Source organism: Yersinia sp. 2541 StPb PI (assembly GCF_052217145.1).
In the GTDB taxonomy this organism is placed as follows: Bacteria; Pseudomonadota; Gammaproteobacteria; order Enterobacterales; family Enterobacteriaceae; genus Yersinia; species Yersinia enterocolitica_E.
In genome coordinates, this window is record NZ_JAZGQB010000001.1 from 469,661 (window position 1) to 494,046 (window position 24,386).

A 24,386-nucleotide genomic window follows, 5' to 3' on the forward strand; every position below is an offset into this window, starting at 1 on the left:
TTATCCTTAGAGCCTATCTCACTAGGGCTATTTTATTTGCCAGCAACGCGCTTTATTGCGACATATCGCGTCGCGGGTTAGATAACATATGCACGGCTGCGATGGTCTGCATATCTTCAAAGCCACCACCACGGCGAATACCTCGCACCGGGCAGGCATCCAGATAATCAATGCCCACCGCCAGTTTTAAATGCTGGTTCGGTTGACAGGTATTATTGGTGACATCAAAGCTCTGCCAGTGTCCATTCAGCCACACTTCTGCCCATGCGTGGGTCGCGACATGACTGGAGGATTCTGTATAAAGATAGCCGCTCACATAGCGTGCCGGAATATTTAAACTTCGGCAACAGGCAAGAAAGACGTGGGTGTGATCCTGACAGACCCCTTGTTCGGCGGCAAAAGCTTGTGCCGCACTGTCCTGTACCGTGGTGGTACCGGGGCTATAGGGCATTTTTGCCAGCAATTCACCCATCATTTGCGTCAGGCAGTCTAATTGCGCATCGGCGTGGGTAGCACCCTGACAATAACCTGAAGCAAACTGGCGAATGGCGGCATCTGGCTGAGTCAATGGGCTGTGGCGAAGAAAGACCAGTGGAGAGAGGTGGTCGCCGCTGTCATCTTCTACATTGTCTGCAATCTCTACCACGCCCTGAGCTTGAATGGTGATGGCTTGATGAGGCTTATCCAGGGTGAGTACATGTAGCACATTACCAAAGGCATCCGTGGTACAAATGGCCTCTTCCGGTAAGGTCAGTTGCCAGGATAAAATGCGCTGGTGGGCTGAATCCTGTGGGGTCAGGCGCAGATACTGAGTGCTGTGTTGCACCTGTTGTGCATAGGTGTAATGGGTGCTGTGATCGACATTCAGTCTCATTGGACCTCCAGATAGGTTTGGCGGATGCTGTCAGCGATAGCGTTGATCTTGCCTAAAAAATCCATCAGATAGCTGTGTAATCCGTCGGCCATCACATCCGTAATGCTGCTAAATCGCAGCTCAGCAAGCAAAATATTGACCAGCCGCCGAGGTTGGTTGCTACGATTGCCACCAATCAACGCCAACTGCTGTTCCATATCGTTAATGCAAGCCAGCAGCGAACGCGGGATCTCATTGCGTAAAATCAGTAACTCAGCAATCGCCTCCCGACTCAGTTGCTGCTTATATAAACTGTGGTATGCCTCCCGAGCACTGACGGCGCGTAATAAGGTGTCCATCCGGTAGTATTCGCGTACCGGGTCATCGTCGCTATCCAGTAATTGGTTTTTCACATCCAATAGGCGCGCGGTGCTGTCAGCCCGTTCAATCAAGGTACCCAATCGAATAAAATACAGTGCATCACTGCGCAGCAAGGTGCCATATACCGCACCGCGAAATAGATGTGAGCGCTCCTTAACCCAATCAAAAAAGGCATCAATTCCGGTAGCGCTGATACCTTGGCGGCGTAGCTGTTTCATCTCAATCCAGGTGGCATTGATACTTTCCCAAACCTCGGACGATAAGCTGCCGCGTACTGCATGGGCATTGTTCCACGCCATCTGCAAACAGCTAAAAATACTGCTGGGGTTGTTGCTGTCGAGCACGAAGAAATTCAACAGGTGGGTCATCGAGACCTGCGGATAGTGCTCGATAAACAGTGTCTGGGTGTTGCTCAGGCTGAGTGGCACCAGTAGATCAAAATTCACCCGATTGCTGGTTGGCATCATCGATAACCGGTTGGTGACATCCAGCACCCTGGTGATGTTTTCTGCCCGCTCCAGATAGCGGGCCATCCAATAAAGCTCACTGGCTGTTCGGCTTAGCATGCATCGTCCTCCAATACCCAGGTATCCTTGGTTCCGCCACCTTGCGAAGAGTTAACGACCAACGACCCTTCTGCCAGTGCGACTCGGGTTAAGCCCCCAGGCACTAAACGAATTTCTGCACCACACAGGGCAAAAGGACGTAAATCAATATGGCGCGGCGCAAGTCCGCTATTCACAAAGGTCGGGCAGGTAGAAAGGGCGAGGGTTTCTTGTGCGATGTAATTTTGTGGTCGCGCCAAGAGTAATTGGCGGAATTGGGCTATTTCAGCTTGTGTCGCCGCAGGGCCAATCAACATGCCATATCCCCCGGCGCCATGAACTTCTTTCACTACCATCTGATCCAGATTAGCTAATACATATGAAAGATCAGTGGGTTGACGGCATTGCCAGGTGGGAACATTCGCCAGAATAGGTTCTTCGGAAAGATAAAAACGAATCATTTCAGGGACATAAGGATAGATGGATTTATCATCGGCGACGCCAGTACCAATCGCATTAGCCAATACCACCCCACCTGCGCGATATACCGACAGTAGTCCGGGGACACCGAGCATGGAGTCAGGGCGGAAAGCCAGCGGATCGAGGAAGGCATCATCCACCCGCCGGTAGACAACATCGACTTTGCAGGGGCCTGCGGTAGTTCGCATAAATACTGCCCCTTCTTTGACAAATAAGTCAGCACTTTCAACCAGTTCAACCCCCATCTGTTGAGCCAAAAAACTGTGTTCAAAATAGGCACTGTTAAAGCGCCCCGGGGTTAGCACCACGACGGTGGGGTCGTTGACCGGTGTGCTTTCGCGCAGCGTTTGTAACAGGTGAGAAGGGTAGCGCTCAACAGGTGCGATGCGTTGTTGTGCAAACAACTCCGGGTAGAGCCGCATCATCATTTTACGGTTTTCCAGCATATACGAGACGCCGGACGGGGTACGCAAGTTATCTTCCAGCACGTAATAGAGACCATCGTTGTTGCGGACCATATCCACACCGATGATATGTGCATAAGTATCACGGTGCAGGTTAACCCCTTGCATACAGGGCTGATATTGGTCATTCGCCAGCACTTGTTCGGCCGGAATAATGCCCGCTTTCAGGATATGTTGTTCATGGTAAATATCATGTAAGAACGCATTCAACGCTTGTACGCGCTGGCGAATGCCGCGATCCAGCATTTGCCATTCGCTGGCGGGAATAATGCGTGGCACGCTATCGAACGGTATTAATCGCTCTGCGCCATCATCGTCACCATACACATTAAAGGTAATGCCTACCCGGTGAAATAGCAGTGCAGCTTCTTCACGCTTACGCGCAATGGTTAGCTGATCGGCCTGTTGTAACCATTGCCAATAGGCATCGTAATGGCCTCGGTGTTGCCCCTCAGCCAGTAACATTTCATCGAAAAATCGTGATACGGAAAGGTCGATGTTCAGCATTATCACCTCGCTAACAGAACAGGCTGTATTGGTGATCACGCATAAACTGTGCCAGCTCGTAAAACAGGCAAAATAAAGGGGATTAGAGCGATTTCAGCCCTATTAGGGTGCAATTAGTGAGTGTAGTGCATTATTACCGAGCAGAAAGTTGCCACATCATGATCATGATGATCTGCAATAGCGCATTGTGAAAGGCACAGAGAAAATATTAGCAGGATAACAATAAAAAACGGCTAGTAATCACCAGCCGTAGACGCAATGACATCAGAATTAACGACGTACCGCGATAGCTTCGATTTCGATCTTCACATCTTTTGGCAGACGCGCAACTTCAACACATGAACGCGCAGGGAATGGCGCATTGTGTTCAGTAAAGAAAGCTTCGTAAGTGGCATTAACGGTGGTGAAGTCATTCAGATCTTTCACAAATACAGTGGTTTTCACGATATCGGCAACTTTCAAACCCGCTGCTTCAACGATAGCTTTTACATTCTCCAGTGACTGACGCGTCTGTGCTGATACATCATCGGCGACCAAACCTGTTTTTGGATCAACAGGGATCTGGCCTGACGTGAGGATCATACTACCCAGATCGACACCTTGAACATAAGGGCCGATGGCGGCAGGGGCGAGCTCAGTGCTGATATTGCGTGACATGTTGACTCCTGGTTACGTAATGCGGAAGGAACCCGTCATCTTTCATGTTGCTGGTATATTGGCTGCGCTCATCGGGACTATAAGCCTCATCCTACGGGCCAGCGTTTGCCGCTTTCCTGCACCATGAAATCTATTGGGTTTAATTATTTCTATATTATAAAGATGGGGTGGGTTACGGCAACCCACGCGAATCAAATTTGCGATGTTGCATTGCTGCGAATATTGCCACTATTGTAAATATTAACGGGCAGCAATATTCGCTTAAGCCGAGCATTAATCCGCTTGCAGCACTACCTGGTGATCAAACTCTTTCTCGCAATATTTACATTTAAGGTGGATTTCACCTTGTTGTGCTTTTACTTTAAAGCTGGAGTCGACTGGCTCATTGTGGCTGATGCAGTTACTGTTTGGGCAAGTGAGAACGCCATCGATCTGCTCTGGCAGGTTTAGGGTCAGTTTCTTCACCACTTCGTAGTTATCGATGCGGTTAACGGTAGCATCCGGTGCATACATCGCCAGTTGGTTGGCTTGTTGCTCTGTCAGGAAGGTATTTTCTATTTTAATCAAATCCTTACGACCTGACCGTTTAGACGGTAGATTCAATCCAATAGTAATACGTTGATCAGTGGCGGTCAGTTTGAACAGCGACAACAATTTAAAGCCGATTTGTGCCGGAATATGGTCAATCACAGTGCCACATTTAATCGCTTCAACCTGTAGTTTGTAATCCTGAGTCATGTTCAATCCCCCTTAAAGAGCCAATTCTGCGTTTAAAACCAGTGCCAGCAGTGCCTGACGTGCGAAAATCCCGTTACCTGCCTGTTGGAAATAGTAGGCATAAGGGGTCTTATCGACATCGGTGGTTATTTCATCAATTCTTGGCAGCGGGTGTAGCACTTTGAGATTCTCTTTCGCGCCATTCAAATCAGCCGCCCGCAAGATAAACTGTGCTTTGACATTGGCATACTCTGACGGGTCAAGGCGCTCTTTTTGCACCCGGGTCATGTAGAGAATATCCAGTTCTGGCACCACTTCTTCAATGCTTTCGTGCAGGCTGTATTCGATACCTTTTTCTGCCAGCATTTGCAGAATATAAGCAGGCATTGCCAGAGCATCCGGGGCGATAAAGAAGAAGCGGTTGCCGGTGAATTTGGCTAGCGCCTGCGTGAGTGAGTGCACGGTACGGCCATATTTCAGGTCGCCGACCATGGCGATATTGATGTTATCCAGCCGGCCTTGGGTTTCCTGGATGGTGAACAGATCGAGCAGCGTTTGCGTCGGGTGCTGGTTTGCACCGTCACCGGCATTAACTACCGGTACATTCCCCGAGAACTGAGCGGCCAGACGGGCGGCCCCTTCTTGTGGGTGACGCATGACAATGGCATCCACATAGGTACTGATGACTGACATAGTATCTGCCAGTGTCTCGCCTTTTTTGCCAAGGGAGGTATTACTGCTATCAGAAAAACCGACCACTGAGGCACCTAAACGGTGTATGGAGGTTTCAAATGACAAACGAGTGCGGGTCGAGGCTTCGAAAAAGCAACTGGCGATCACTTTGTGTTTTAGCAACTCAGGTTGCGGACTACTTTTCAGGCTGGCGGCGGTACGCAGCACCAACTCCAGTTCGTCGCGACATAAATCGTTAATTGAGATGATATGTTTGTGATACAACGTGTTGGCCATTTTTCGCTCTCCTCTATGACCCGTTATACTTCCAGCTGCATGTGTGTTGGCTGCTTTCGCTCACCCCGGTGACTTACTTGTCGTTGACCTTAAAATAAATAAGCTCCTGGGGATTTACTCAATTGCCGCCTTCCTGCAACTCGAATTATTTAGGGTATATATTTTAATTGGTGATAATGCTTAATTCGGCACCGATCAGCAGACAAAAAAAAGCCCCTCAACGAGGGGCTTTACGGGATCGGTTTAGCAACGGGAGAAAGAACGGCAGTTGGCTGCCTGTTGGCAGGCAATTTTGTCGACCATCGAGAGGGTCATTTTCAACAAAACGCACTTGGCTTTCCATCATATCTCCCGGCAAATTGTGGCGAATTATACTCGCGTGTGGTTTCTCTGCAAGGGGTAAAAGCCGCATTTTTGCGATTAGCAAACGATTACTCATCAGGATTGGTTTCAATTATCTGATGATTAACGCCAATGGCCGCCCTCTGGATGGCATTATCACCGGAGGGAATACAACCTGATTTTGTCGCCCGCTATTCAAGTGATTTGACTAGCTTGCCAGGTAAATTACCGAGGATAAAATCATTGATGATACTGTCAAAATCCTTATCGCTCTTAAAGCCTAATGCTTTGGCATAATGCGCTGCGAAATCCCCAGGCCAAGAGCTTACGATTTTCTCAATTAATGGATCTTGCTGAATCTTAATGTGATCAGCGACAGCGTCACCTGCAATACGCCGCAATGCATCAATCATTTGCTGTACGGTAATAGATAGCCCAGGCAAATTAATCACCCGCCCACCCTTAAGTTGACTGGTATCCAATTGGTGACCATGGATAAGATTATTAATTGCCATCTTCGGCGATAGCAGCCATAACGGTGTTTGCAGGCTAACAGGGCAAACCACGTCAATACCTTGCAACGGCTCACGGATAATGCCGCTGGCAAAACTGGAGGCCGCGCGGTTTGGTTTTCCTGGGCGTACCACAATGGTTGGCATACGCAGGCTACGACCATCAACAAATCCCCGGCGGCTATAGTCTGCTAACAATAAATCGTTTAATGCTTTTTGCGTACCATAGGAACTCTGAGGCGACCATACCTGTTCATCCGGCACGACAGCCGGTAACTCACCGCCAAATACCGCTACTGAACTGGTGATAATCACTTTAGGGCAGTGTCCAAGCTGACGAGCGCGCTCGAGTAAACTGCGGGTAGCATCAAAATTGATCCGCATACCCAAATCAAAATCTTCTTCTGCCTGACTGGAGACAATCGCTGCCAGGTGGAAAACGGTGTCAACGTGTTGATTAAAAACGCTGGCAAGCCAGTGCGGATCAGCGATATCACCGCAAAAAACCTGTACCCGTTCATCTGTAATCGCCTCCAGAGGCACCACATCACAGGCTATAATTTTACTGATCCGACGCTGCTGACCTTGCTGGTCGGTTAGATAATCCTGTGTCAGTAAATGTTCAATCAACCGACGACCAAGAAAGCCCGCAGCTCCTGTTACCATTATGTTCATCGTCTTATCCTTTATCTGCATTGTTAGCGGTTTACTGTCTTGGCCGGGACTAAAAATACGAGCGCCGCACCAATAAATAGCATGGTGGAAATAATCAGCATTCCGGTAGTGGTGCTTTGGGTCAGGTCTTTCAGGTAGCCCATCATATAAGGTGCGACAAAGCCTGCCAGGTTGCCCCAGGAGTTAATCAGAGCGATGCCGGCTGCGGCTGCGGTTCCACCGAGGAACGCAGTTGGCAGGCTCCAAAATAGTGGCAAGGTACTCAATGCCCCCATGGCACCCAGAGTTAAGCCCATCATGGCAATAACGATGTTGTCACTGAAACTGGCGGAAATAATCATCCCGATCCCGCCCAATGTCGCGGTTAAAGCCAGATGCCAGCGCCGTTCGCGCAAACGGTCAGCACTACGTGATACTACGATCATGGTCAGAGCGGCGGCACCGTAAGGAATGGCACTTAACAAACCAATGCTCAGTACGTCTTTTACCCCACTCTCTTTGATCAGTGTCGGTAACCAGAAGCCGATAGTGTAGAAACCTGCAATCAGGCAGAAATAGATAAGCGTGAGCAACCAGACTCGGGGTTGCAGGAAAATCTCTTTCAGGCTGCTGTGGACATGATGTTGTGTGTCGTTATCAATGTTGGTCTGTAAGATCTTTTTCTCTTCGTCGGTTAGCCATTTGGCATGACTGATACGGTCAGTCAGTTTAAAAATCACCAAAATACCGATTAAAACGGATGGGATACCTTCCAGGATAAACATCCATTGCCAACCCGCAAAGCCATGGAATCCATTAAATGCGCCCATGATCCAACCCGATAACGGTGCGCCTATCACGCCGGATAATGGAACGGCGGTGGCGAATAAGGCGTACATGCGGCCACGGCGGTTAGTTGAGAACCAATAAGAAAGATAAAGAATGACGCCGGGATAGAATCCAGCCTCTGCAATTCCCAGCAAGCAACGCATTACGTAAAATGACATCGGTGTGGTGACAAAAGCCATCCCTGCCGAGATGATGCCCCAGGTGATCATAATGCGCGCAATCCACAACCGTGCCCCTACGCGGTGCAGCATCAGGTTACTGGGGATTTCCAGAAAGAAGTAGGCAATAAAAAAGATCCCGGCGCCGAATCCATACACCGCCTCTGAAAATTGTAAGTCATCCGCCATCTGCAATTTGGCGAAGCCAACGTTAACCCGATCTAAATAAGCGACGACATAGCACAGCATCAGTAAGGGTAAAATATGCCACGCAGCCTTGCGATAGGCATGGTTCTCCGCGGGGACCACGTTAGGTATCACTAATTGTTCAGTGGGTGATTCAGACATGATGGAGCCTCTTATTTTAGTTATTTGCAGGGGAACAAGGTTCAGCGAAAATCCGTTTGGTTATCGCGCTGGCGTTGTACAGAAATAGAGGATGTTAATTTTAGTTATTTAATGTTTAATAAAGTTAAAAGTAAGGGTTTTTTCAGCAAGTAAATGCGATTAAACTCACAATTGTTAACAATAGGTAAAGGAGGTAATGTAATGCTTTGATTTAAAGTGGATTTAAAATTCAAATTTTCACAAAAATAAACATCAATCCAGCTAGAGCGAGTTATAAATGGAGGAACAATAGGGAATAGAGGGCAACAGGTGTGACCGGCACTGATGTAACAGGAAACTCGGTTGTATCGGCCAACAGACAAGAACACCACGATTTATCGATGCCGCTGAAAGGGAGGAGTATCTGTGCTGGTATGGGCGTCATGCTGTTGGTGGTGGCCATCAGTTAGCATCATGGGTTTTCTGGCAGTGAAAAGGGGTGGGCGCTGTATTTAATTGAAAGGACCGGGATAGCACCAAAAGGCGATAATCACGTGAATCGGTCAGCGTGGACGATGGTTAAGGGGAATAGGTGTGAAAATGTTGAATAGCAAAGGTGGTGTGCTTCAGCCATTAGTGATTGTTTGGGCACCGCTCACCTGAGCGGTGAAAATCAATCTTCATCAAAGCCGGAATTAAATAACTCAATCACTGCCGCCAGCGCCTGAATTTCATCAGGGCCGGTCGCTTCAACCTCAATCTGACGGCCTTTGGCTGAATCCAGCATCAGCAGTGCAATAACACTGCTGGCCTCAGCTTCGGTACCGCTATCGTTGCGTAACATTACTTCAGCATCAAAACTCTGAACCAGTTCGAACAATTTCATTGCGGGTCTGGCGTGCATCCCCAACTTGTTTTTGATCTCAACGGTCTGCTTGATTGTCATTATTTACGCTTTTCCAGAGTACGGTGGCGTGATTGGACATTTTTGCCGCGAGCGCGGAAATAATCGGCCAACTGTTCAGCGACATAAACCGAGCGGTGTTTACCACCAGTACAACCAATGGCAACCGTCAAATAACTGCGGTTATTGGTTTCCAGCATCGGCAGCCACTGTTCCAGATAGCTGCGGGTCTGATACACAAAGTTATGTACTTCGGTATGGCGATCCAGGAAAGAGATTACTGGCTTATCCAAACCTGTCATTGGGCGTAATTTAGGGTCCCAGTGCGGGTTTGGCAAGAAACGCACATCGAAAACATAATCGGCATCGATGGGGATACCGTGTTTAAAGCCAAAAGACTCAAACACCATCGTCAATTCGCGTTCACGTTTACCCAACAGGCGGGTACGCAGCATCTCAGCCAATTCATGCACTGACATTTCAGAGGTATCAATGATCAGATCAGCCCGTGAGCGCAGAGGCTCCAACAGGTCACTTTCTTCATCAATAGCACTTTCTAATGACAGGTTTTTGGTCGATAACGGATGCAAGCGACGGGTATCGCTATAGCGACGAATCAGGGTATTGCGATCGGCATCCAAAAACAGCAACTGTGGTGAAAAGCTGTCCGGCAGTTGAGTCATGGCATGTTCAAATACCTCAGGTGATTCAGGCATATTACGTACGTCTATGCTCACTGCGGCAGAGATATTCCTATCGGCAAGTGTACTCGCCAATTGCGGCAGCAGAACCACAGGCAAGTTATCGACACAATAAAAGCCCATATCTTCCAATGCGCGCAAAGCAACAGACTTCCCTGAACCGGAACGGCCGCTGACAATCATCAGCACCATGTGAGTAACTCCCCTTGGTATTTATCCCCGTCATCTTTCAAGTTGTAGGCGTGTTGAGCGCTTGCCCACATCTTGAAATTTATTGGGTATACATTAGAACCCTATATTCCGGCTACAAGATCCGGGCATAACGGATAAAATAGTTTCCACTTTCCCAATTACGCCGTTTCCGGTGGTAATTCAGTAATGATTTGATAAAGCTCATCATCACTTTGTGCTGCACGCAGACGCCGACACACTGTTTTATCAGCTAATCGCTTGGCCACTAAAGACAAAGTGTGTAAGTGAGTTTTACATTGATCTGCCGGAACCAACAAGGCAAATAACAGATCAACCGGTTGGTTATCAATAGCATCGAAGGCAATAGGTTGTTCCAGACGGATAAATACACCCACTGCACGCAGTGTGTCTTCTTCCAACTTGCCATGAGGTATCGCGATACCACTACCAATACCGGTGCTGCCCATACGTTCGCGGGTTAAGACAGCATCGAAAACCACCTGTGAAGGTAGGTTAAGTTGCTTGGCAGCCAACTCGCTGATAATTTCCAAAGCCCGTTTTTTACTTGAGCAATGTACGGAGCTTTTGGTGCACTCGATATTTAATACCGAGCTTAATTGCAATGCTGGATCGTTGATCATCTCATCTTTCACTTAAGCGCTGTTTTAAACCGTTTCCGGCGGGGATTCACTCCCGACGCTGGAAACGGTTATGTAGCGAGTGTAGAACCTTTATGGGTGAATATACCCTTTGTACTTGAAACTACAGGGTTGTTCGCTATGTTTACTTACCCGAATCACTGACTTTAGTCAGTTCATCGAGATGAATAAGCCTGCTTGCAGAAATACGATTAAAATCGGTTTCTGGCCAATTTGTCATTCGTTTGCTGCCTACCTGCAACGCCATGTTCTTTGGGTATAACAGTCGCAAGGATTCTTAGTGTTGTTTCAATTTGTCTTTATGTTTGTTCAACTGGCGGGCCAGTTTATCAACCAAAATATCAATTGCGGCGTACATATCCTCCTGCTCTGAGCTTGCGTGCAACTCGCCTCCATTCACATGTACCGTTGCTTCTGCAATTTGTTTTACTTTCTCAACACTTAAAACCACATATACCTGGTTAATGCGATCAAAATATTGCTCAAGTTTGGCAAATTTAGTGGTAACAAACTCGCGTAATGCTTCGGTTATTTCGACATGATGTCCGGTAATATTGAGCTGCATAGTGTCTTCCTTCTCAGTTCAGGTCAAACCAACTGTTTACGCTGATTTGACGGCGGGATGGATAACGACTCTCGGTACTTCGCGACGGTACGCCGTGCCACCATGATGCCTTGTTCACATAATAATGTGGTCAGCTTACTGTCACTAAGAGGTTTAGCAGGATTTTCTGCTGCAACCAATTTTTTCACCAGTGCACGAATTGCAGTGGAAGAAGCTTCACCTCCGCTATCAGTATTGACGTGGCTGGAGAAGAAATATTTTAGCTCGAAAATACCCCGTGGACTGTGCAGGAACTTCTGCGTGGTCACGCGAGAGATTGTCGACTCATGCATATCCACAGCCTGGGCGATATCGGCCAGTACCATGGGTTTCATAAATTCAGGCCCATTCTCAAAAAACGCTACTTGCTGCTCTACAATACAACGCGCCACCTTCAGCAGTGTTTCATTGCGGCTTTCAAGACTTTTTATCAACCATTTTGCTTCTTGCAAATTGCTACGGATAAACTGCCCGTCACTGTCATTGCGGGTACTGCTACCCATCGCCGCATACTGCTGGTTGATTTTTAGGCGTGGAATGCTATCGGCATTCAGCTCGACCGTCCATTGATCTTTGTCTTTACGCACCAAAACATCGGGAATGACGTACTCGGACTCCCCGGTATTGATGGATTGACCCGGACGCGGATCCAGAGACTGAATCAGGCCGATCGCTTCTTTAAGTGTATCTTCTTTTAGCCGACTCAAGCGGATCATCGTACGGAAATCATGGTTACCCAGCAAATCCAGATAATCGCTAACCACCAGACGTGCTTCGGCAAGATAGGGGGTATCTTTGTCATATTGTGACAACTGTACCAACAGACATTCACGCAGGTTACGTGCCGCGACACCAATAGGATCAAAGTGTTGTATCCGCTTAAGCACCGCTTCTACTTCATCCAGTGCGACGTTCTCGTCCCCCATGCTTTCCAGAATATCTTCCAGTGGCACCGTAAGGTAACCGGTTTCATCGACCGCATCCACGATAGAGGTCGCAATGGCAACATCAGTATCAGAGAATGGGGTTAAATCCACTTGCCACATCAGGTAGTCTTGTAGCGTTTGGGTCGTTTCCCCTTGATAAACCGGCAACTCATCATCGCTATAATCATTGCCCATTCCTGATGGCGTGCCTGCGGTGTAGATCTCATCCCAGGTGGCATCAAGTGGCAACTCTTCGGGCATATCTTTTTGTTCCAGCGCCTCGCGGGTATCAAGCGATTCACTGTCTACGGTCTCTTTTGCATCTATCTCTTCATGAAGATCAGTTTGCTCAAGCAGGGGGTTACTCTCCAGCGCTAACTGAATCTCCTGCTGGAGTTCAAGTGTAGAAAGCTGCAACAAGCGAATAGCCTGTTGAAGCTGCGGAGTCATAGCCAGTTGTTGGCTGAACTTGAGTTGCAAACCTTGCTTCATAATGCGGTATCAATTTTCCTTTATAGATGAAGGAATATCCGTCATCTTTCAAATTGCAGGGGTATTGGCTGCCGGTTACTTGGCCGCACCTGCGGGCTAGCATAAATGCTGTTTAAATCGATTTATGACCGATTTTATTGTTTGCCGCCTTCCTGCACCTTGAAATCTATTGGGTATTGGAAAAAGGTCAGAGACGGAATTCTTCACCGAGGTAAACACGCTTAACTTGTTCGTCAGCCAGGATTTCCTGTGGCGTACCGTGAGCGATTAAATGACCCTGGCTTACGATATAAGCCCGCTCACAGACGTCTAACGTTTCACGCACGTTATGGTCGGTAATAAGAACGCCAAGACCACTGTCGCGTAGATGTTCAATAATTTTTTTAATATCGATAACGGAAATCGGATCAACCCCGGCAAAAGGCTCATCCAGCAGAATAAACTTAGGATTTGCCGCCAGTGCACGGGCTATTTCAACACGGCGGCGTTCACCACCGGAAAGCGATTGCCCCAAGTTGTCACGTAAATGGGTGATATGGAACTCTTCCATTAATTCATCAGCCCGTTCCTCACGCTGCTCAACAGAGAGGTCTTTACGGATCTCCAGCACCGCCATTAAGTTGTTAAATACACTCAGGCGGCGGAAAATAGAGGCTTCTTGCGGTAAATAACCAATACCGCGACGAGCGCGTTCATGGAGAGGCAAGAGGCTGATATCTTCGTCATCAATCACAATACGCCCGGCGTCACGCTGGACAATGCCGACGACCATATAAAAAGTGGTAGTTTTCCCTGCGCCGTTCGGCCCAAGCAGGCCCACTATCTCACCGGATTTCACATTGAGGCTTACGTCTTCGACCACTTTACGGCCTTTGTACGCCTTAGCCAGCTTTTCTGCGATTAATGTTGCCATAAATGATTACTTACTCTTCTTTTGGCCTGAAGCTGCTGGCCCTTTGTCTTGTAATTGGGACGGTAATAACACGGTGGTGACGCGGTTGCCTTTATCACTGAAGGCTTCCATCTGCTGTTTTTTCACCAGATAAGTGATGCGATCACCTTTGATATTACTATCAAGTTGCTCCAGATAAGCATTGCCAGTCAACACCACAAAATCATTTGCGACTTCATAACGCAGTTTCTGCCCATGGCCTTTTACGGGTTTGCCACTGTCTTGCATCTGGTAGAAAGTGACTGGATTACCATAACCTTCAATGACCATTTTGCTTTGATCACCGCCTGGGCGCGTAACCACGACTTTATCAGCTTTAATCTCAATGGTACCTTGCTTGATAACCACATTGTCGGTAAATGTGACAGTATTGGCCTCCATATCTAACGCTTGTTTAACGGAGTCAACCGTGACGGGCTGATCAGTATCACCCGTTAACGCCAGAGCGGGCAGGCTTGCGGCCAAAAGTGAACTGGCAAGCAAAAAATGACGAAGTTTATTTTTGGATTTCATAAGAGGTTTTAACCTTTTCAATCAGCTCAGCGGTTTTGTCCCGCAAGTTCCCACGCATTTTCATGCCGTTAGATGTGAATCCAACACCAAAGAGGGTAACTTCATCGTCTGAGGATACATCCTGAGTGATCAAATTAACCTGGGCGTTATCGGTTTTAATTTTTTGTAACTGTGCGTCTGGTGTCAGGCTATCAACTTCAACATGACCATACAAATACAGCATCTTATCATTGGTCAATTTGGCGCGGTCGGCGCGCACTGTCCAAGTAGCGACTGCATTCTCCGCAAACAGAGTCATGACCGGTTTGGTAAACCAGGTTAACTCTTGAGTGCTGAAGTTTTGTACGTCTTCAGCCACCAATTTATAATTCAATTGCCCGACCGGATTGAATACCACGGTCACAGTATGCTGGCTCTGCGAAGAGGGCTCATTATCAGTGGCCACGGTTTGTGTGTCCTGCTGATTAAAGCCGGATATATTCCAGCCAATCAATGCCAAAGCAATCAGTGCCAAGGATAATGTTATCCATAGTCTTGTTTTACTCATATCGACAATCCTTTGGCACCTTCAAGTTTATCTTGAGCTAATAATATCAAATCACATATCTCGCGTACTGCACCGCGCCCGCCATGGATTCGCGTCACATAATGTGCCTTGGGAAGAAGTAACGGATGGGCATCCGCGACTGCAACAGATAACCCAACTTGTGCCATGACCGGCCAATCAATCAGGTCATCCCCAATATAAGCAACCTGCTCAGGCTGGCATGCTAATGCTACCAACAATTCGTTATAGGCCACCAGCTTATCAGATTGCCCTTGATAAAGGTGGGTAATGCCTAAGGTGTTGGCGCGGTCTTCCAGTAATTTTGCGCGACGGCCAGTAATAATGGCTACTTCAATACCTGAGGTTATCAGGCAGCGGATACCATAGCCATCACGCACGTTGAAAGCTTTCAGCTCTTCGCCCTGATTACCCATATAAATCAGGCCGTCGGACATCACACCATCGACATCACAAATCAGTAGGCGAATTTTCGCCGCACGTGACATCACAGTGTCGGCTACTGGTCCATAGCATGTGTCCTGATATACGGTGTCGCTCATTTTACCCTTCTTACTTGACGTTGCAGCGTTGTTAGCTGCTCTCTTTCACCCGAATCACTTACTAGTGTAAGCTCATCGGGATGCACTCGTTTGCTGCCTAGCTGCAACCCCAATTAATTTGGGAAACCCTTCTTACTTGACGTTGCAGCGTTGTTAGCTGCTCTCTTTCACCCGAATCACTTGACTATGCAAGCTCATCGGGATGCATTCGTTTGCAGCCTAGCTGCAACCCCAATTAATTTGGGAAACTCTTCTTACTTGACGTTGCGGCGTTGTTAGCTGTTTTATTCACCAGACAGTCCACGGTTAGACCACGCCGGCTCTCAGCATGTCATGCATATGCACCACACCCAGCAACTGATCGCCATCTGCGACCAATACGGCGGTAATATGGCGCAACTCCATCAGGTTGAGTGCATCCACAGCCAACATGGTTGGAGGGACTCGAATACCGCCACTGGTCATTACATCTGCAATTTTCGCGTTATTCAGATCGACACCCAAATCAAATATTCGGCGCAAGTCACCGTCGGTAAAGATACCTTTAATCATCATCAAATCGTCACAGATGACAGTTAAACCCAGATTCTTCCGAGTAATCTCCAGTAACGCATCGCGTAATGACGCATCGGGACTGATGTGCGGGAGCTCTGCACCAGTGTGCATGATATCGCTGATTCGCAACAGTAACTTGCGCCCCAGTGCTCCGCCTGGATGGGAGAGAGCAAAATCTTCTTGAGTGAAGCCTCGGGCCTGTAACAATGCAACTGCAAGCGCGTCCCCCATCACCAAGGTGGCTGTGGTACTGGTGGTCGGCGCCAACCCTAATGGGCAGGCCTCTTGTGGGACCTTGATGCACAAATGAATATCGGCCGCTTTACCCATGCTACTTTCAGGATTATTGCTCATGCAGATTAGCGGAATTTTTTGGCGCTTTAGAACCGGGATGAGAGCGAGGATCTCGTTAGATTCCCCTGAATTAGAGATGGCGAGCACAATATCTTGTGGCGTGACCATGCCGAGATCGCCATGACTGGCTTCACCGGGGTGGACGAAAAAGGCAGGTGTTCCCGTGCTGGCGAAGGTGGCGGCAATTTTGCAACCAATATGGCCAGATTTGCCCATCCCCATAACCACAACTTTGCCATGGCAGTTAAATATTGCATCGCAGGCTTTGGCAAAATCGTCATTAATATATTGATCGAGTTGTGCCAGTCCTTCGCGCTCAATCTGCAGCACCTGTTTACCCGCCTGTTGAAAATCCACTCTTGGCAATGAGTTAATACCCGACGGTGAATCAGTTGCTGGCTGTAAATCATAAGAAGACATACTTGGTTCCCATTGAATGAACATGGTTATGCCACATTAAAGGGTGCAAAAAACAGCACCGCTAGATAAGCGATAAACCCACATAATAACAGAGCACCTGCCATATGACCGATGCGATGTTTACGCCCCAGGCAAAGAAGGGTAAATATCACACTGACACCGAGCATCACCCAATAGTCGCGCTGGAAAGCTTCTGGATTAATATCGCCAGGGGAGAGCAGAGCAGGTACACCTAACACAATCACAATATTAAAAATGTTCGAACCGATGATATTGCCGACCGCCATATCATCTTCCCCTTTCAGCGCGCCAGCGATAAAAGTAGCCAGTTCAGGCAAACTGGTGCCAATGGCAATAACAGTCAGCCCTATAACCAGTTCACTGACACCTGCGACCCGGGCAATGACCGTGGCATTATCGATAATCATTTTGGCCGAGAGTGGCAAGATAATGAAAGCTAACACTAACCACAAAAGAGCGACGGTATTGCTACTGTCTTGAGGCAATTCAGCCAACTGTTCGCGAGTCAGGATGTCATTGCCTTCCACATGGGCCAGACGGGCAATTTTCAGCATCAGAATAATAAACGCCGCTGCTGCTACCAGCAAAATAATACCATCTCCACGGCTGAGATGGTTATCAGCCAGCAGGAAACCACATAGCACCGTCACTACCAGCATCAACGGTAATTCACGGCGTAAAATCTCTGATCGTACTGTTAATGGGCGTATAAGGGCTGCACCACCGACAATCAGCAGTAAATTGGTAATATTAGAGCCAAGCACATTCCCAACCGCCATATCGGTTTGATTATTCAGTGCTGCAGTCACCGAAACGATCAACTCAGGTAGCGATGTGCCGATACCGACGATGGTCATCCCAATAATAAGGGGGGGGATGCCGAAAGAACGGGATAACACAGCGGCGCCATAAACTAATCGATCAGCGCCATACACTAATAAGACCAAGCCGATGATTAATAGTGTTATCGCAAGAGGCATGCAGAGTCCTTTATTAGGTATAATCCCGATCCGTTGGTAGAAGCTGACTGTTGGTAACCCATTTTCGGTGGAAAACAGCTAGCCCATGGGTAAAAACCACTAACAGCGTTTTACGCTCTTTTTTGAGTTAACCCTAATTTTGACTGTGAGTGCCAGAAAAGTAAAACTTATGGCAACTTTGGCTACGAAAAAGTGACAATAAGTTGCCAAAATACTTCCCATTGTGCTCGTTGCCGCCATTTGATGTAGCATTGGCGCTCGGATGAGTAAATAAAGGCCTAAAGGGACGAATGATAATGAAGCAATTGTCGTCGAATTTGATAGAGATCCGCGGGATGAGTTTTACCCGTGGTGAGCGTCCGATATTCGCCGATATCAACATGACGGTCCCCCGCGGCAAAGTGACTGCGATTATGGGGCCATCAGGAATTGGTAAAACCACATTGTTGCGCCTGATCGGTGGGCAACTTGTACCGGATGCAGGTGAAATCTGGTTTGATGGTGATAATATTCCGGCGCTTTCACGTCAGCGTTTGTATGATGTGCGTAAGAAAATGAGCATGCTGTTTCAATCTGGTGCGTTATTCACTGATTTGACCGTGTTTGAGAATGTGGCTTTCCCATTACGCGAACATAGCCGTTTGCCGGAGGAATTGCTGCACAGTACGGTGATGATGAAGTTGGAAGCCGTGGGGCTGCGTGGGGCGGCTAATCTGATGCCTGCCGAACTTTCCGGCGGTATGGCGCGGCGTGCTGCACTGGCAAGGGCCATTGCCCTTGATCCTGAATTGATTATGTTTGATGAGCCATTTGTGGGTCAGGACCCTATAACTATGGGGGTGCTGGTAAAACTGATTGATGAGCTGAATCATGCATTAGGCGTGACTTGCGTGGTGGTTTCCCACGATGTGCCTGAAGTCCTTAGTATTGCTGATTATGCCTATATTGTTGCCGATCAGCATGTTATTGCCGAAGGAACACCGGAACAGTTGCAAGCCAATAGCGATATGCGGGTGCGCCAGTTCCTTGATGGTATTGCCGACGGGCCGGTGCCTTTCCGTTTCCCGGCCGGTGATTATAAAACTGAGCTGTTATACCCAAAGTAATTGGAGTTGCAGGTAGGCAGTAAGCGAGCTATCCCCGATGAACTTACTCGGTTAAGTGGTTCGGGAGTTATCGTAGCTAACCCCCTGTAGCTTTAAATACGAAGGAGATAGGCTGATGGAGTATTCATGTTAGTACAGGCGTTAGCGTCTTTAGGGCGTAGGGGCATTAATGTCAGCGCATCCTTTGGTCGCGCGGGTTTAATGTTATTCAATGCCCTTGTCGGGCGGCCTGAACCGCGAAAACAATGGCCATTATTGGTTAAACAGCTCTATAGCGTCGGTGTGCAATCGCTACTGATTATCGTGGTTTCCGGTCTGTTTATCGGCATGGTTCTGGGGTTACAGGGCTTTTTGATCCTCACCACATACAGTGCTGAAGCCAGTCTTGGGATGATGGTGTCTTTATCACTGCTACGTGAGTTGGGGCCAGTGGTAACCGCACTGTTGTTCGCCGGTCGCGCCGGTTCTGCTCTAACCGCGGAGATTGGCTTGATGAAAGCCACTGAACAGATTTCCAGTTTGGAAATGATGGCAATCGACCCGCTGCGTCGAGTGGTGGCTCCCCGGTTCTGGGCAGGTCTTATCAGTATGCCATTATTAACCGCTATTTTTGTTGCCGTCGGTATCTGGGGTGGCTCTGTGGTGGGGGTTGACTGGAAAGGGATCGATGGCGGTTTCTTCTGGTCGGCGATGCAAAATGCTGTGGAGTGGCGTACCGATTTACTGAATTGCCTAATTAAGAGTCTGGTATTTGCTATTACTGTGACCTGGATTGCGCTGTTCAATGGTTATGATGCGATCCCAACATCTGAAGGGATTAGCCGGGCAACGACCCGTACCGTAGTGCATTCATCGCTGGCGGTATTGGGATTGGATTTTGTGCTGACAGCACTGATGTTTGGGAATTGAGTCGATGCAAACGAAGAAAAGTGAAGTCTGGGTAGGTTTGTTTATACTGATTGCTATTCTGGCGGTCGTATTTCTCTGCCTGAAGGTTGCGGATATCAAATCAGTAGGCAACCAGCCGACTTATCGAATTTATGCAACGTTTGACAATGTGGGTGGTCTGAAAACCAATTCGCCGGTCAAAATTGGCGGTGTTGTGGTGGGGCGGGTGGCTGACATCACGCTGGATACCAAAAACTACAGCCCACGTGTGGCGATAGATATTCAGCAACGTTATAACCATATCCCGGATACCAGCTCTTTGGCGGTACGCACTTCTGGCTTATTGGGTGAACAGTTCCTGGCACTAAATGTCGGTTTTGAAGACCCGGATATGGGCACCACTATTTTGAAAGATGGCGGTATAATTCAAGACACCAAATCTGCACTGGTGTTGGAAGATCTTATCGGCCAGTTCTTGTACAAGAGTGGCGGGGATGGTAATTCTGATGCGCCAGCAAGTGAGCCAGTAGCCCCAACGGCAGCGACGCCCACTCCGACAGATAACGGCAGCTTACCTGCAACTCAACATCCTTAAGAGGGTCTCTGAATGTTTAAACGTTTACTTATGGTTGCGTTGCTGGTGGTAGCACCACTGGCGAATGCTGTCGATCAAACTAATCCATACCGAATGATGGATGAAGCCGCGCAAAGAACATTCACGCGCTTAAAAACCGAACAACCTAAGATCAAACAGAACCCAGACTATTTGCGCACCATCGTACGTGAAGAACTGTTGCCATTTGTCCAGATCAAATACGCCGGTGCGTTAGTCCTGGGTAGCTATTATAAAGCGGCGACCCCTGCGCAGCGCGAAGCGTACTTCAATGCGTTCAGTCAATATCTGGAACAGGCTTACGGTCAGGCATTGGCGCTGTACCACGGCCAAACTTACGATGTTGCACCAGACCAACCACTGGGTGATGCCAATATTGTTGCTATTCGCGTGACTATTCTTGATCCAAATGGCCGACCACCTGTGCGTTTAGATTTTCAATGGCGTAAAAATAGCCAAACCGGTAACTGGCAGGCGTATGACATGATAGCCGAAGGGGTTAGCATGATTAGTACTAAGCAAAATGAGTGGGCTTCTATCCTGCGTCAGCAAGGGGTTGATGGCCTGACTAAGCAGTTGTTGATCGCCGCGAAACAGCCAATTACGTTAGATAAGCAATAATTATGGTAGATAAATTGAGCTGGCAGTCACAGCAAGAAACGCTGGTGCTGCGAGGTGAATTAGATCGTGAAACACTGTTACCACTTTGGCAGCAGCGTGAGGCGTTATTGGCGGGTAAGACTCATATTGATGTCAGCCAATTACAGCGTGTCGACTCATCCGGTCTGGCATTGCTGGTGCACTTTCGCGAACTGCATTCTCTTCATGAACCGGCAGGCAAACAAAGTGTCTCATTAACGATTACTGGTGTCAGTGATCGGTTGTCTACTCTAATTGAGCTGTACAACCTCCAGCACATCATTCCGGTAGAAATGGCTCGTTAGTTAAGTTCGCGGCTTTCTGTGTCGTCTATACCAAAAGCTATACCCAGGTAAGAAGGGTATAAAAGCCAAAGATATTCAAAGGCCCCTGTGCGTAACAACGAAACAGGGGCTTTTCTTTAGTTTCGGAGCTCGCCGTATTCCACTAATATGTTTGGCTGGCTATGCTTCACTTAAAAATAACGATCCTCTTAAAATAGAATGAATCTTATGGATACTAACGAAATTAAAGACGTGCTGATGCAAGCATTAGCATTACAAGAAGCGCATGTTACCGGTGATGGCAGCCACTTTCAGGTGATTGCTGTCGGTGAGTTATTTGCCGATATGAGCCGGGTGAAAAAACAGCAGGCTGTGTATGCGCCTTTGATGGAATATATCGCTGATAACCGTATTCATGCCTTATCAATTAAGGCCTATACGCCGCAAGAGTGGCAACGGGATCGCAAACTAAACGGCTTTTAATGCTGTTGGCCCGGGAGCTGTTTAACGAAGCGTCGACAGTTCTAAGGCGGGCAGTAAATTCGAATTGACAACAGAGAGTGGTCACAATGGATAAATTTCGTGTGCAGGGGCGGACTCGCCTAAGCGGTGAAGTCACTATTTCAGGAGCGAAAAACGCCGCATTGCCAATAATGTTTGCTGCATTGCTGGCTGAAGAACCAGTAGAGTTGCAAAATGTCCCACAGCTAAAAGACATTGATACCACCATTAAGCTGCTCAGCCAATTAGGCACAAAAATTGAGCGTAATGACTCTGGTTCAGTTTTTGTTGATGCCAGCGGCGTGGATGAGTTTTGCGCTCCTTATGATTTAGTCAAAACCATGCGTGCCTCTATTTGGGCGTTGGGGCCACTGGTTGCCCGTTTTGGCAAAGGCCAGGTTTCTTTACCCGGCGGCTGCGCTATCGGTGCGCGTCCGGTTGATTTGCATATTTCCGGTTTGGAACAACTGGGTGCTGAAATCAAGCTGGAAGAGGGCTATGTTAAAGCGTCCGTCGATGGCCGCCTGAAAGGCGCGCATATCGTCATGGATAAAGTCAGCGTTGGCGCGACTGTTACCATTATGAGTGCTGCCACATTAGCTGAAGGCACCACCGTAATTGAGAATGCGGCCCGTGAGCCAGAAATTGTCGATACGGCTAATTTCCTCAATACGCTGGGTGCGAAAATCAGTGGTGCAGGTACTGACAGAATTACCATCGAGGGCGTTGCTCGCTTGGGTGGTGGTGTTTATCGTGTGCTGCCTGATCGCATTGAAACCGGTACTTTCCTGGTTGCCGCGGCCATCTCTGGTGGTAAGGTTGTGTGCCGTCAAACTCGGCCTGATACGCTGGATGCGGTATTGGCTAAACTGCGTGAAGCGGGTGCTGATATTGAGATTGGCGACGACTGGATAAGCCTTGATATGCACGGGCAGCGTCCGAAAGCGGTTACGCTACGCACTGCGCCGCACCCTGGTTTTCCAACCGATATGCAGGCTCAATTCAGCTTATTGAATTTGGTGGCGGAAGGAACCGGTGTTATCACTGAGACCATTTTTGAGAACCGCTTCATGCATGTGCCTGAGCTTATTCGGATGGGCGCACATGCAGAAATCGAGAGCAATACCGTGATTTGTTATGGTGTTGAGCAACTATCAGGTGCCCAGGTGATGGCCACTGATTTGCGTGCTTCAGCCAGTTTGGTATTAGCGGGCTGTATTGCTGACGGGGTAACTATCGTTGATCGTATTTATCATATCGACCGTGGCTACGAGCGTATCGAAGATAAATTGCGTGCCTTGGGTGCCAAGATTGAGCGTATAAAAGGCGAATAAACCCGCTAAAACGCAAGAAAAACAGATGCCAGCCGATGATATCGCGCTGGCATTTTTTATGGCTAAACTCTTCTTCTATCACGACGTAAGTGCAGTTGGCTGCTTTTTTACCCGAATTTCAAGATGACTATTACGGTTGTGGGGTTGTCTGATGACCTAGCACGGCATTTTGATCTAACTCGCTGATAGTGATTTGTGCCGTCATCTGTTGGCCGTTACGTAACAATAAGATAGGGATGGTGGTGCCGGGGCGGATTTCTGCTACCTGATCCATAGTTTCGATAACGGATGTCGCCGGTTTATTATTAACACTAAGGATGATATCGCCAATTTGCAGACCTGCATCTACTGCGGGGCCATGAGCTGATATGTCATTGACCTTAATCCCATGCACCCGATCCGTACTATTGCCGCTGGCATTGAAGGGCGGATATTCCTCGCCGGTAACTCCGATATAGCCACGTATCACTCGACCGTCACGGATAAGCTTCTCCATCACTTTGGTCGCAAGTGCTGTCGGAATCGCAAAACCAATCCCTTCCGGTGTTTCGCCGTTACTGCTCTTATCAAAGGACAGAGTGTTAATTCCCATCAGTTCGCCCAAGGTATTCACCAGCGCACCGCCAGAATTCCCCTGATTGATTGAAGCATCGGTCTGAAGGAAGTTTTGTCGCCCGGAATCACTTAAACCAATACGCCCAGTGGCGCTGATAATCCCTTGGGTGACGGTTTGGCCAAGGTTATAAGGGTTACCAATTGCCAGCACGACATCACCGATATGGGGGGCACGATTAATATTGATTGGAATTACTGGTAGGTTCACCGCATCAATTTTTAGTACCGCTAAATCAGTTAAGCCATCGGAACCCACGAGTAATGCCTCGGATACTCGGCCATTTTGTAGTGCCACAATTATCTGTTCAGCATTATTGATAACGTGCTTGTTGGTAAGGATATATCCCTTATCACTCATGATTACGCCAGAACCCAATGTACGAATAGCCAGTCCATCTTGTGTCGAGCTTAGGCTACGGTTATAGACATTAACCACCGCAGGGGCAGCTCTGCGTACCGCCTGGTTATAACTGGCTGGAACCTCTTCATCTATGCTATTGCTCTTGCCGGAAAAGATATGACCCGGACTACGGAGCATAGGTATTGCGACCAGCAAGACACCGGCAATAATTAGCCCCAAAATAATAGAACGCAATAGCTTAAGAAACATG

Annotated in this window: 28 protein-coding genes; 7 read left to right on the forward strand and 21 right to left on the reverse strand. The window is 48.1% G+C overall.

Going from position 1 to position 24,386, the window contains the following annotated elements:
• Window positions 1-52: 52 nt before the first annotated feature.
• The 20 genes from V1953_RS02015 to V1953_RS02110 form a co-directional block, all read right to left on the reverse strand.
• A complete protein-coding gene (locus tag V1953_RS02015; protein ID WP_372560426.1) occupies window positions 53-874 on the reverse strand; it encodes a transglutaminase family protein in 822 nt (273 codons plus the stop codon).
• Window positions 871-1,800 (reverse strand): alpha-E domain-containing protein, encoded by a 930-nt coding sequence (locus V1953_RS02020; protein WP_083162250.1) that lies wholly within the window; start codon window positions 1,798-1,800, stop codon window positions 871-873. The genes V1953_RS02015 and V1953_RS02020 overlap by 4 nt, the downstream gene beginning before the upstream one ends.
• Window positions 1,794-3,230 (reverse strand): circularly permuted type 2 ATP-grasp protein, encoded by a 1,437-nt coding sequence (locus V1953_RS02025; RefSeq protein WP_442820459.1) that lies wholly within the window; start codon window positions 3,228-3,230, stop codon window positions 1,794-1,796. Before V1953_RS02025 ends, V1953_RS02020 begins: the two co-directional genes overlap by 7 nt.
• A 270-nt stretch (window positions 3,231-3,500) precedes the next feature.
• The gene (ridA, locus tag V1953_RS02030; RefSeq protein ID WP_083162254.1) at window positions 3,501-3,887 is read right to left on the reverse strand and encodes a 2-iminobutanoate/2-iminopropanoate deaminase; all 387 of its coding nucleotides are present in this window, start codon (window positions 3,885-3,887) and stop codon (window positions 3,501-3,503) included.
• A 273-nt stretch (window positions 3,888-4,160) separates the two neighbouring features.
• On the reverse strand, window positions 4,161-4,625 hold the full coding sequence (gene pyrI, locus V1953_RS02035; RefSeq protein WP_442850593.1) for an aspartate carbamoyltransferase regulatory subunit: 465 nt from the start codon (window positions 4,623-4,625) through the stop codon (window positions 4,161-4,163).
• 12 nt (window positions 4,626-4,637) lie between these two features.
• Window positions 4,638-5,573, reverse strand: a complete 936-nt coding sequence (gene pyrB, locus V1953_RS02040; RefSeq protein WP_083162258.1) for an aspartate carbamoyltransferase — start codon at window positions 5,571-5,573, stop codon at window positions 4,638-4,640.
• A 217-nt stretch (window positions 5,574-5,790) separates the two neighbouring features.
• Entirely contained in the window at window positions 5,791-5,919 is a 129-nt protein-coding gene (locus tag V1953_RS02045) for a hypothetical protein (RefSeq protein ID WP_420071122.1), read from the reverse strand.
• A 187-nt stretch (window positions 5,920-6,106) separates the two neighbouring features.
• Entirely contained in the window at window positions 6,107-7,102 is a 996-nt protein-coding gene (denD, locus tag V1953_RS02050) for a D-erythronate dehydrogenase (RefSeq protein ID WP_083162260.1), read from the reverse strand.
• Between the two features lie 23 nt (window positions 7,103-7,125).
• The gene (locus tag V1953_RS02055; protein WP_442850594.1) at window positions 7,126-8,436 is read right to left on the reverse strand and encodes an MFS transporter; all 1,311 of its coding nucleotides are present in this window, start codon (window positions 8,434-8,436) and stop codon (window positions 7,126-7,128) included.
• A gap of 652 nt (window positions 8,437-9,088) precedes the next feature.
• The gene (gene npr / locus V1953_RS02060) at window positions 9,089-9,361 is read right to left on the reverse strand and encodes a PTS phosphocarrier protein NPr (protein WP_019212424.1); all 273 of its coding nucleotides are present in this window, start codon (window positions 9,359-9,361) and stop codon (window positions 9,089-9,091) included.
• Window positions 9,361-10,212: an RNase adapter RapZ gene (rapZ, locus tag V1953_RS02065; protein ID WP_019212425.1), complete on the reverse strand. Its 852-nt coding sequence runs from the start codon at window positions 10,210-10,212 to the stop codon at window positions 9,361-9,363. The genes npr and rapZ overlap by 1 nt, the downstream gene beginning before the upstream one ends.
• 158 nt (window positions 10,213-10,370) lie before the next feature.
• On the reverse strand, window positions 10,371-10,853 hold the full coding sequence (ptsN, locus tag V1953_RS02070; RefSeq protein ID WP_032906970.1) for a PTS IIA-like nitrogen regulatory protein PtsN: 483 nt from the start codon (window positions 10,851-10,853) through the stop codon (window positions 10,371-10,373).
• A gap of 295 nt (window positions 10,854-11,148) precedes the next feature.
• The gene (gene hpf, locus V1953_RS02075; protein ID WP_004392031.1) at window positions 11,149-11,436 is read right to left on the reverse strand and encodes a ribosome hibernation promoting factor; all 288 of its coding nucleotides are present in this window, start codon (window positions 11,434-11,436) and stop codon (window positions 11,149-11,151) included.
• A 23-nt stretch (window positions 11,437-11,459) separates the two neighbouring features.
• A complete protein-coding gene (rpoN, locus tag V1953_RS02080) occupies window positions 11,460-12,893 on the reverse strand; it encodes an RNA polymerase factor sigma-54 (protein ID WP_083162264.1) in 1,434 nt (477 codons plus the stop codon).
• A gap of 187 nt (window positions 12,894-13,080) precedes the next feature.
• The gene (gene lptB, locus V1953_RS02085; RefSeq protein WP_083162266.1) at window positions 13,081-13,806 is read right to left on the reverse strand and encodes an LPS export ABC transporter ATP-binding protein; all 726 of its coding nucleotides are present in this window, start codon (window positions 13,804-13,806) and stop codon (window positions 13,081-13,083) included.
• Between the two features lie 6 nt (window positions 13,807-13,812).
• Window positions 13,813-14,358, reverse strand: coding sequence for a lipopolysaccharide ABC transporter substrate-binding protein LptA (gene lptA, locus V1953_RS02090; RefSeq protein ID WP_050087620.1), 546 nt, complete (start codon window positions 14,356-14,358; stop codon window positions 13,813-13,815).
• A complete protein-coding gene (gene lptC, locus V1953_RS02095; protein ID WP_083162268.1) occupies window positions 14,342-14,905 on the reverse strand; it encodes an LPS export ABC transporter periplasmic protein LptC in 564 nt (187 codons plus the stop codon). The genes lptA and lptC overlap by 17 nt, the downstream gene beginning before the upstream one ends.
• Window positions 14,902-15,465: a 3-deoxy-manno-octulosonate-8-phosphatase KdsC gene (kdsC, locus tag V1953_RS02100; RefSeq protein ID WP_083162270.1), complete on the reverse strand. Its 564-nt coding sequence runs from the start codon at window positions 15,463-15,465 to the stop codon at window positions 14,902-14,904. The genes lptC and kdsC overlap by 4 nt, the downstream gene beginning before the upstream one ends.
• Window positions 15,466-15,771: 306 nt before the next feature.
• Window positions 15,772-16,794: an arabinose-5-phosphate isomerase KdsD gene (gene kdsD / locus V1953_RS02105; RefSeq protein WP_227746579.1), complete on the reverse strand. Its 1,023-nt coding sequence runs from the start codon at window positions 16,792-16,794 to the stop codon at window positions 15,772-15,774.
• A gap of 26 nt (window positions 16,795-16,820) precedes the next feature.
• On the reverse strand, window positions 16,821-17,795 hold the full coding sequence (locus tag V1953_RS02110) for a calcium/sodium antiporter (protein ID WP_102970525.1): 975 nt from the start codon (window positions 17,793-17,795) through the stop codon (window positions 16,821-16,823).
• A 296-nt stretch (window positions 17,796-18,091) separates the two neighbouring features.
• Between V1953_RS02110 and mlaF the strand changes: the two genes are divergently transcribed.
• The 7 genes from mlaF (at window position 18,092) to murA (ending at window position 23,160) form a co-directional block, all read left to right on the forward strand.
• A complete protein-coding gene (gene mlaF, locus V1953_RS02115) occupies window positions 18,092-18,901 on the forward strand; it encodes a phospholipid ABC transporter ATP-binding protein MlaF (RefSeq protein ID WP_083162272.1) in 810 nt (269 codons plus the stop codon).
• 126 nt (window positions 18,902-19,027) lie between these two features.
• The gene (mlaE, locus tag V1953_RS02120; RefSeq protein ID WP_083162274.1) at window positions 19,028-19,810 is read left to right on the forward strand and encodes a lipid asymmetry maintenance ABC transporter permease subunit MlaE; all 783 of its coding nucleotides are present in this window, start codon (window positions 19,028-19,030) and stop codon (window positions 19,808-19,810) included.
• 4 nt (window positions 19,811-19,814) lie between these two features.
• Window positions 19,815-20,384, forward strand: a complete 570-nt coding sequence (gene mlaD / locus V1953_RS02125; protein ID WP_442850595.1) for an outer membrane lipid asymmetry maintenance protein MlaD — start codon at window positions 19,815-19,817, stop codon at window positions 20,382-20,384.
• 12 nt (window positions 20,385-20,396) lie between these two features.
• Window positions 20,397-21,023: a phospholipid-binding protein MlaC gene (gene mlaC, locus V1953_RS02130; RefSeq protein WP_372560437.1), complete on the forward strand. Its 627-nt coding sequence runs from the start codon at window positions 20,397-20,399 to the stop codon at window positions 21,021-21,023.
• Window positions 21,024-21,025: 2 nt separating this feature from the next.
• Window positions 21,026-21,346 (forward strand): lipid asymmetry maintenance protein MlaB, encoded by a 321-nt coding sequence (gene mlaB / locus V1953_RS02135; RefSeq protein WP_083162280.1) that lies wholly within the window; start codon window positions 21,026-21,028, stop codon window positions 21,344-21,346.
• Between the two features lie 207 nt (window positions 21,347-21,553).
• Window positions 21,554-21,808 carry a BolA family iron metabolism protein IbaG gene (gene ibaG, locus V1953_RS02140; RefSeq protein ID WP_004710915.1) on the forward strand — a complete coding sequence of 85 codons (255 nt, stop codon included), beginning with the start codon at window positions 21,554-21,556 and terminating at the stop codon, window positions 21,806-21,808.
• A gap of 86 nt (window positions 21,809-21,894) precedes the next feature.
• Complete coding sequence (gene murA / locus V1953_RS02145; RefSeq protein ID WP_083162282.1) at window positions 21,895-23,160, forward strand: UDP-N-acetylglucosamine 1-carboxyvinyltransferase; 1,266 nt, start codon at window positions 21,895-21,897, stop codon at window positions 23,158-23,160.
• Between the two features lie 130 nt (window positions 23,161-23,290).
• Here the strand turns inward: murA and degS are convergent, their stop codons facing one another.
• The gene (gene degS / locus V1953_RS02150; protein ID WP_372560439.1) at window positions 23,291-24,385 is read right to left on the reverse strand and encodes an outer membrane-stress sensor serine endopeptidase DegS; all 1,095 of its coding nucleotides are present in this window, start codon (window positions 24,383-24,385) and stop codon (window positions 23,291-23,293) included.
• Between the last annotated feature and the right edge of the window lies 1 nt (window position 24,386).

Coding starts and splice junctions, on each gene's coding strand:
- V1953_RS02015 (WP_372560426.1), bottom strand. CDS start 874: ATGAGACTGAATGTCGATCACAGCACCCATTACACCTATGCACAACAG.
- V1953_RS02020 (WP_083162250.1), bottom strand. CDS start 1,800: ATGCTAAGCCGAACAGCCAGTGAGCTTTATTGGATGGCCCGCTATCTG.
- V1953_RS02025 (WP_442820459.1), bottom strand. CDS start 3,230: ATGCTGAACATCGACCTTTCCGTATCACGATTTTTCGATGAAATGTTA.
- ridA (WP_083162254.1), bottom strand. CDS start 3,887: ATGTCACGCAATATCAGCACTGAGCTCGCCCCTGCCGCCATCGGCCCT.
- pyrI (WP_442850593.1), bottom strand. CDS start 4,625: ATGACTCAGGATTACAAACTACAGGTTGAAGCGATTAAATGTGGCACT.
- pyrB (WP_083162258.1), bottom strand. CDS start 5,573: ATGGCCAACACGTTGTATCACAAACATATCATCTCAATTAACGATTTA.
- V1953_RS02045 (WP_420071122.1), bottom strand. CDS start 5,919: ATGATGGAAAGCCAAGTGCGTTTTGTTGAAAATGACCCTCTCGATGGT.
- denD (WP_083162260.1), bottom strand. CDS start 7,102: ATGAACATAATGGTAACAGGAGCTGCGGGCTTTCTTGGTCGTCGGTTG.
- V1953_RS02055 (WP_442850594.1), bottom strand. CDS start 8,436: ATGTCTGAATCACCCACTGAACAATTAGTGATACCTAACGTGGTCCCC.
- npr (WP_019212424.1), bottom strand. CDS start 9,361: ATGACAATCAAGCAGACCGTTGAGATCAAAAACAAGTTGGGGATGCAC.
- rapZ (WP_019212425.1), bottom strand. CDS start 10,212: ATGGTGCTGATGATTGTCAGCGGCCGTTCCGGTTCAGGGAAGTCTGTT.
- ptsN (WP_032906970.1), bottom strand. CDS start 10,853: ATGATCAACGATCCAGCATTGCAATTAAGCTCGGTATTAAATATCGAG.
- hpf (WP_004392031.1), bottom strand. CDS start 11,436: ATGCAGCTCAATATTACCGGACATCATGTCGAAATAACCGAAGCATTA.
- rpoN (WP_083162264.1), bottom strand. CDS start 12,893: ATGAAGCAAGGTTTGCAACTCAAGTTCAGCCAACAACTGGCTATGACT.
- lptB (WP_083162266.1), bottom strand. CDS start 13,806: ATGGCAACATTAATCGCAGAAAAGCTGGCTAAGGCGTACAAAGGCCGT.
- lptA (WP_050087620.1), bottom strand. CDS start 14,358: ATGAAATCCAAAAATAAACTTCGTCATTTTTTGCTTGCCAGTTCACTT.
- lptC (WP_083162268.1), bottom strand. CDS start 14,905: ATGAGTAAAACAAGACTATGGATAACATTATCCTTGGCACTGATTGCT.
- kdsC (WP_083162270.1), bottom strand. CDS start 15,465: ATGAGCGACACCGTATATCAGGACACATGCTATGGACCAGTAGCCGAC.
- kdsD (WP_227746579.1), bottom strand. CDS start 16,794: ATGTCTTCTTATGATTTACAGCCAGCAACTGATTCACCGTCGGGTATT.
- V1953_RS02110 (WP_102970525.1), bottom strand. CDS start 17,795: ATGCCTCTTGCGATAACACTATTAATCATCGGCTTGGTCTTATTAGTG.
- mlaF (WP_083162272.1), top strand. CDS start 18,092: ATGAAGCAATTGTCGTCGAATTTGATAGAGATCCGCGGGATGAGTTTT.
- mlaE (WP_083162274.1), top strand. CDS start 19,028: ATGTTAGTACAGGCGTTAGCGTCTTTAGGGCGTAGGGGCATTAATGTC.
- mlaD (WP_442850595.1), top strand. CDS start 19,815: ATGCAAACGAAGAAAAGTGAAGTCTGGGTAGGTTTGTTTATACTGATT.
- mlaC (WP_372560437.1), top strand. CDS start 20,397: ATGTTTAAACGTTTACTTATGGTTGCGTTGCTGGTGGTAGCACCACTG.
- mlaB (WP_083162280.1), top strand. CDS start 21,026: ATGGTAGATAAATTGAGCTGGCAGTCACAGCAAGAAACGCTGGTGCTG.
- ibaG (WP_004710915.1), top strand. CDS start 21,554: ATGGATACTAACGAAATTAAAGACGTGCTGATGCAAGCATTAGCATTA.
- murA (WP_083162282.1), top strand. CDS start 21,895: ATGGATAAATTTCGTGTGCAGGGGCGGACTCGCCTAAGCGGTGAAGTC.
- degS (WP_372560439.1), bottom strand. CDS start 24,385: ATGTTTCTTAAGCTATTGCGTTCTATTATTTTGGGGCTAATTATTGCC.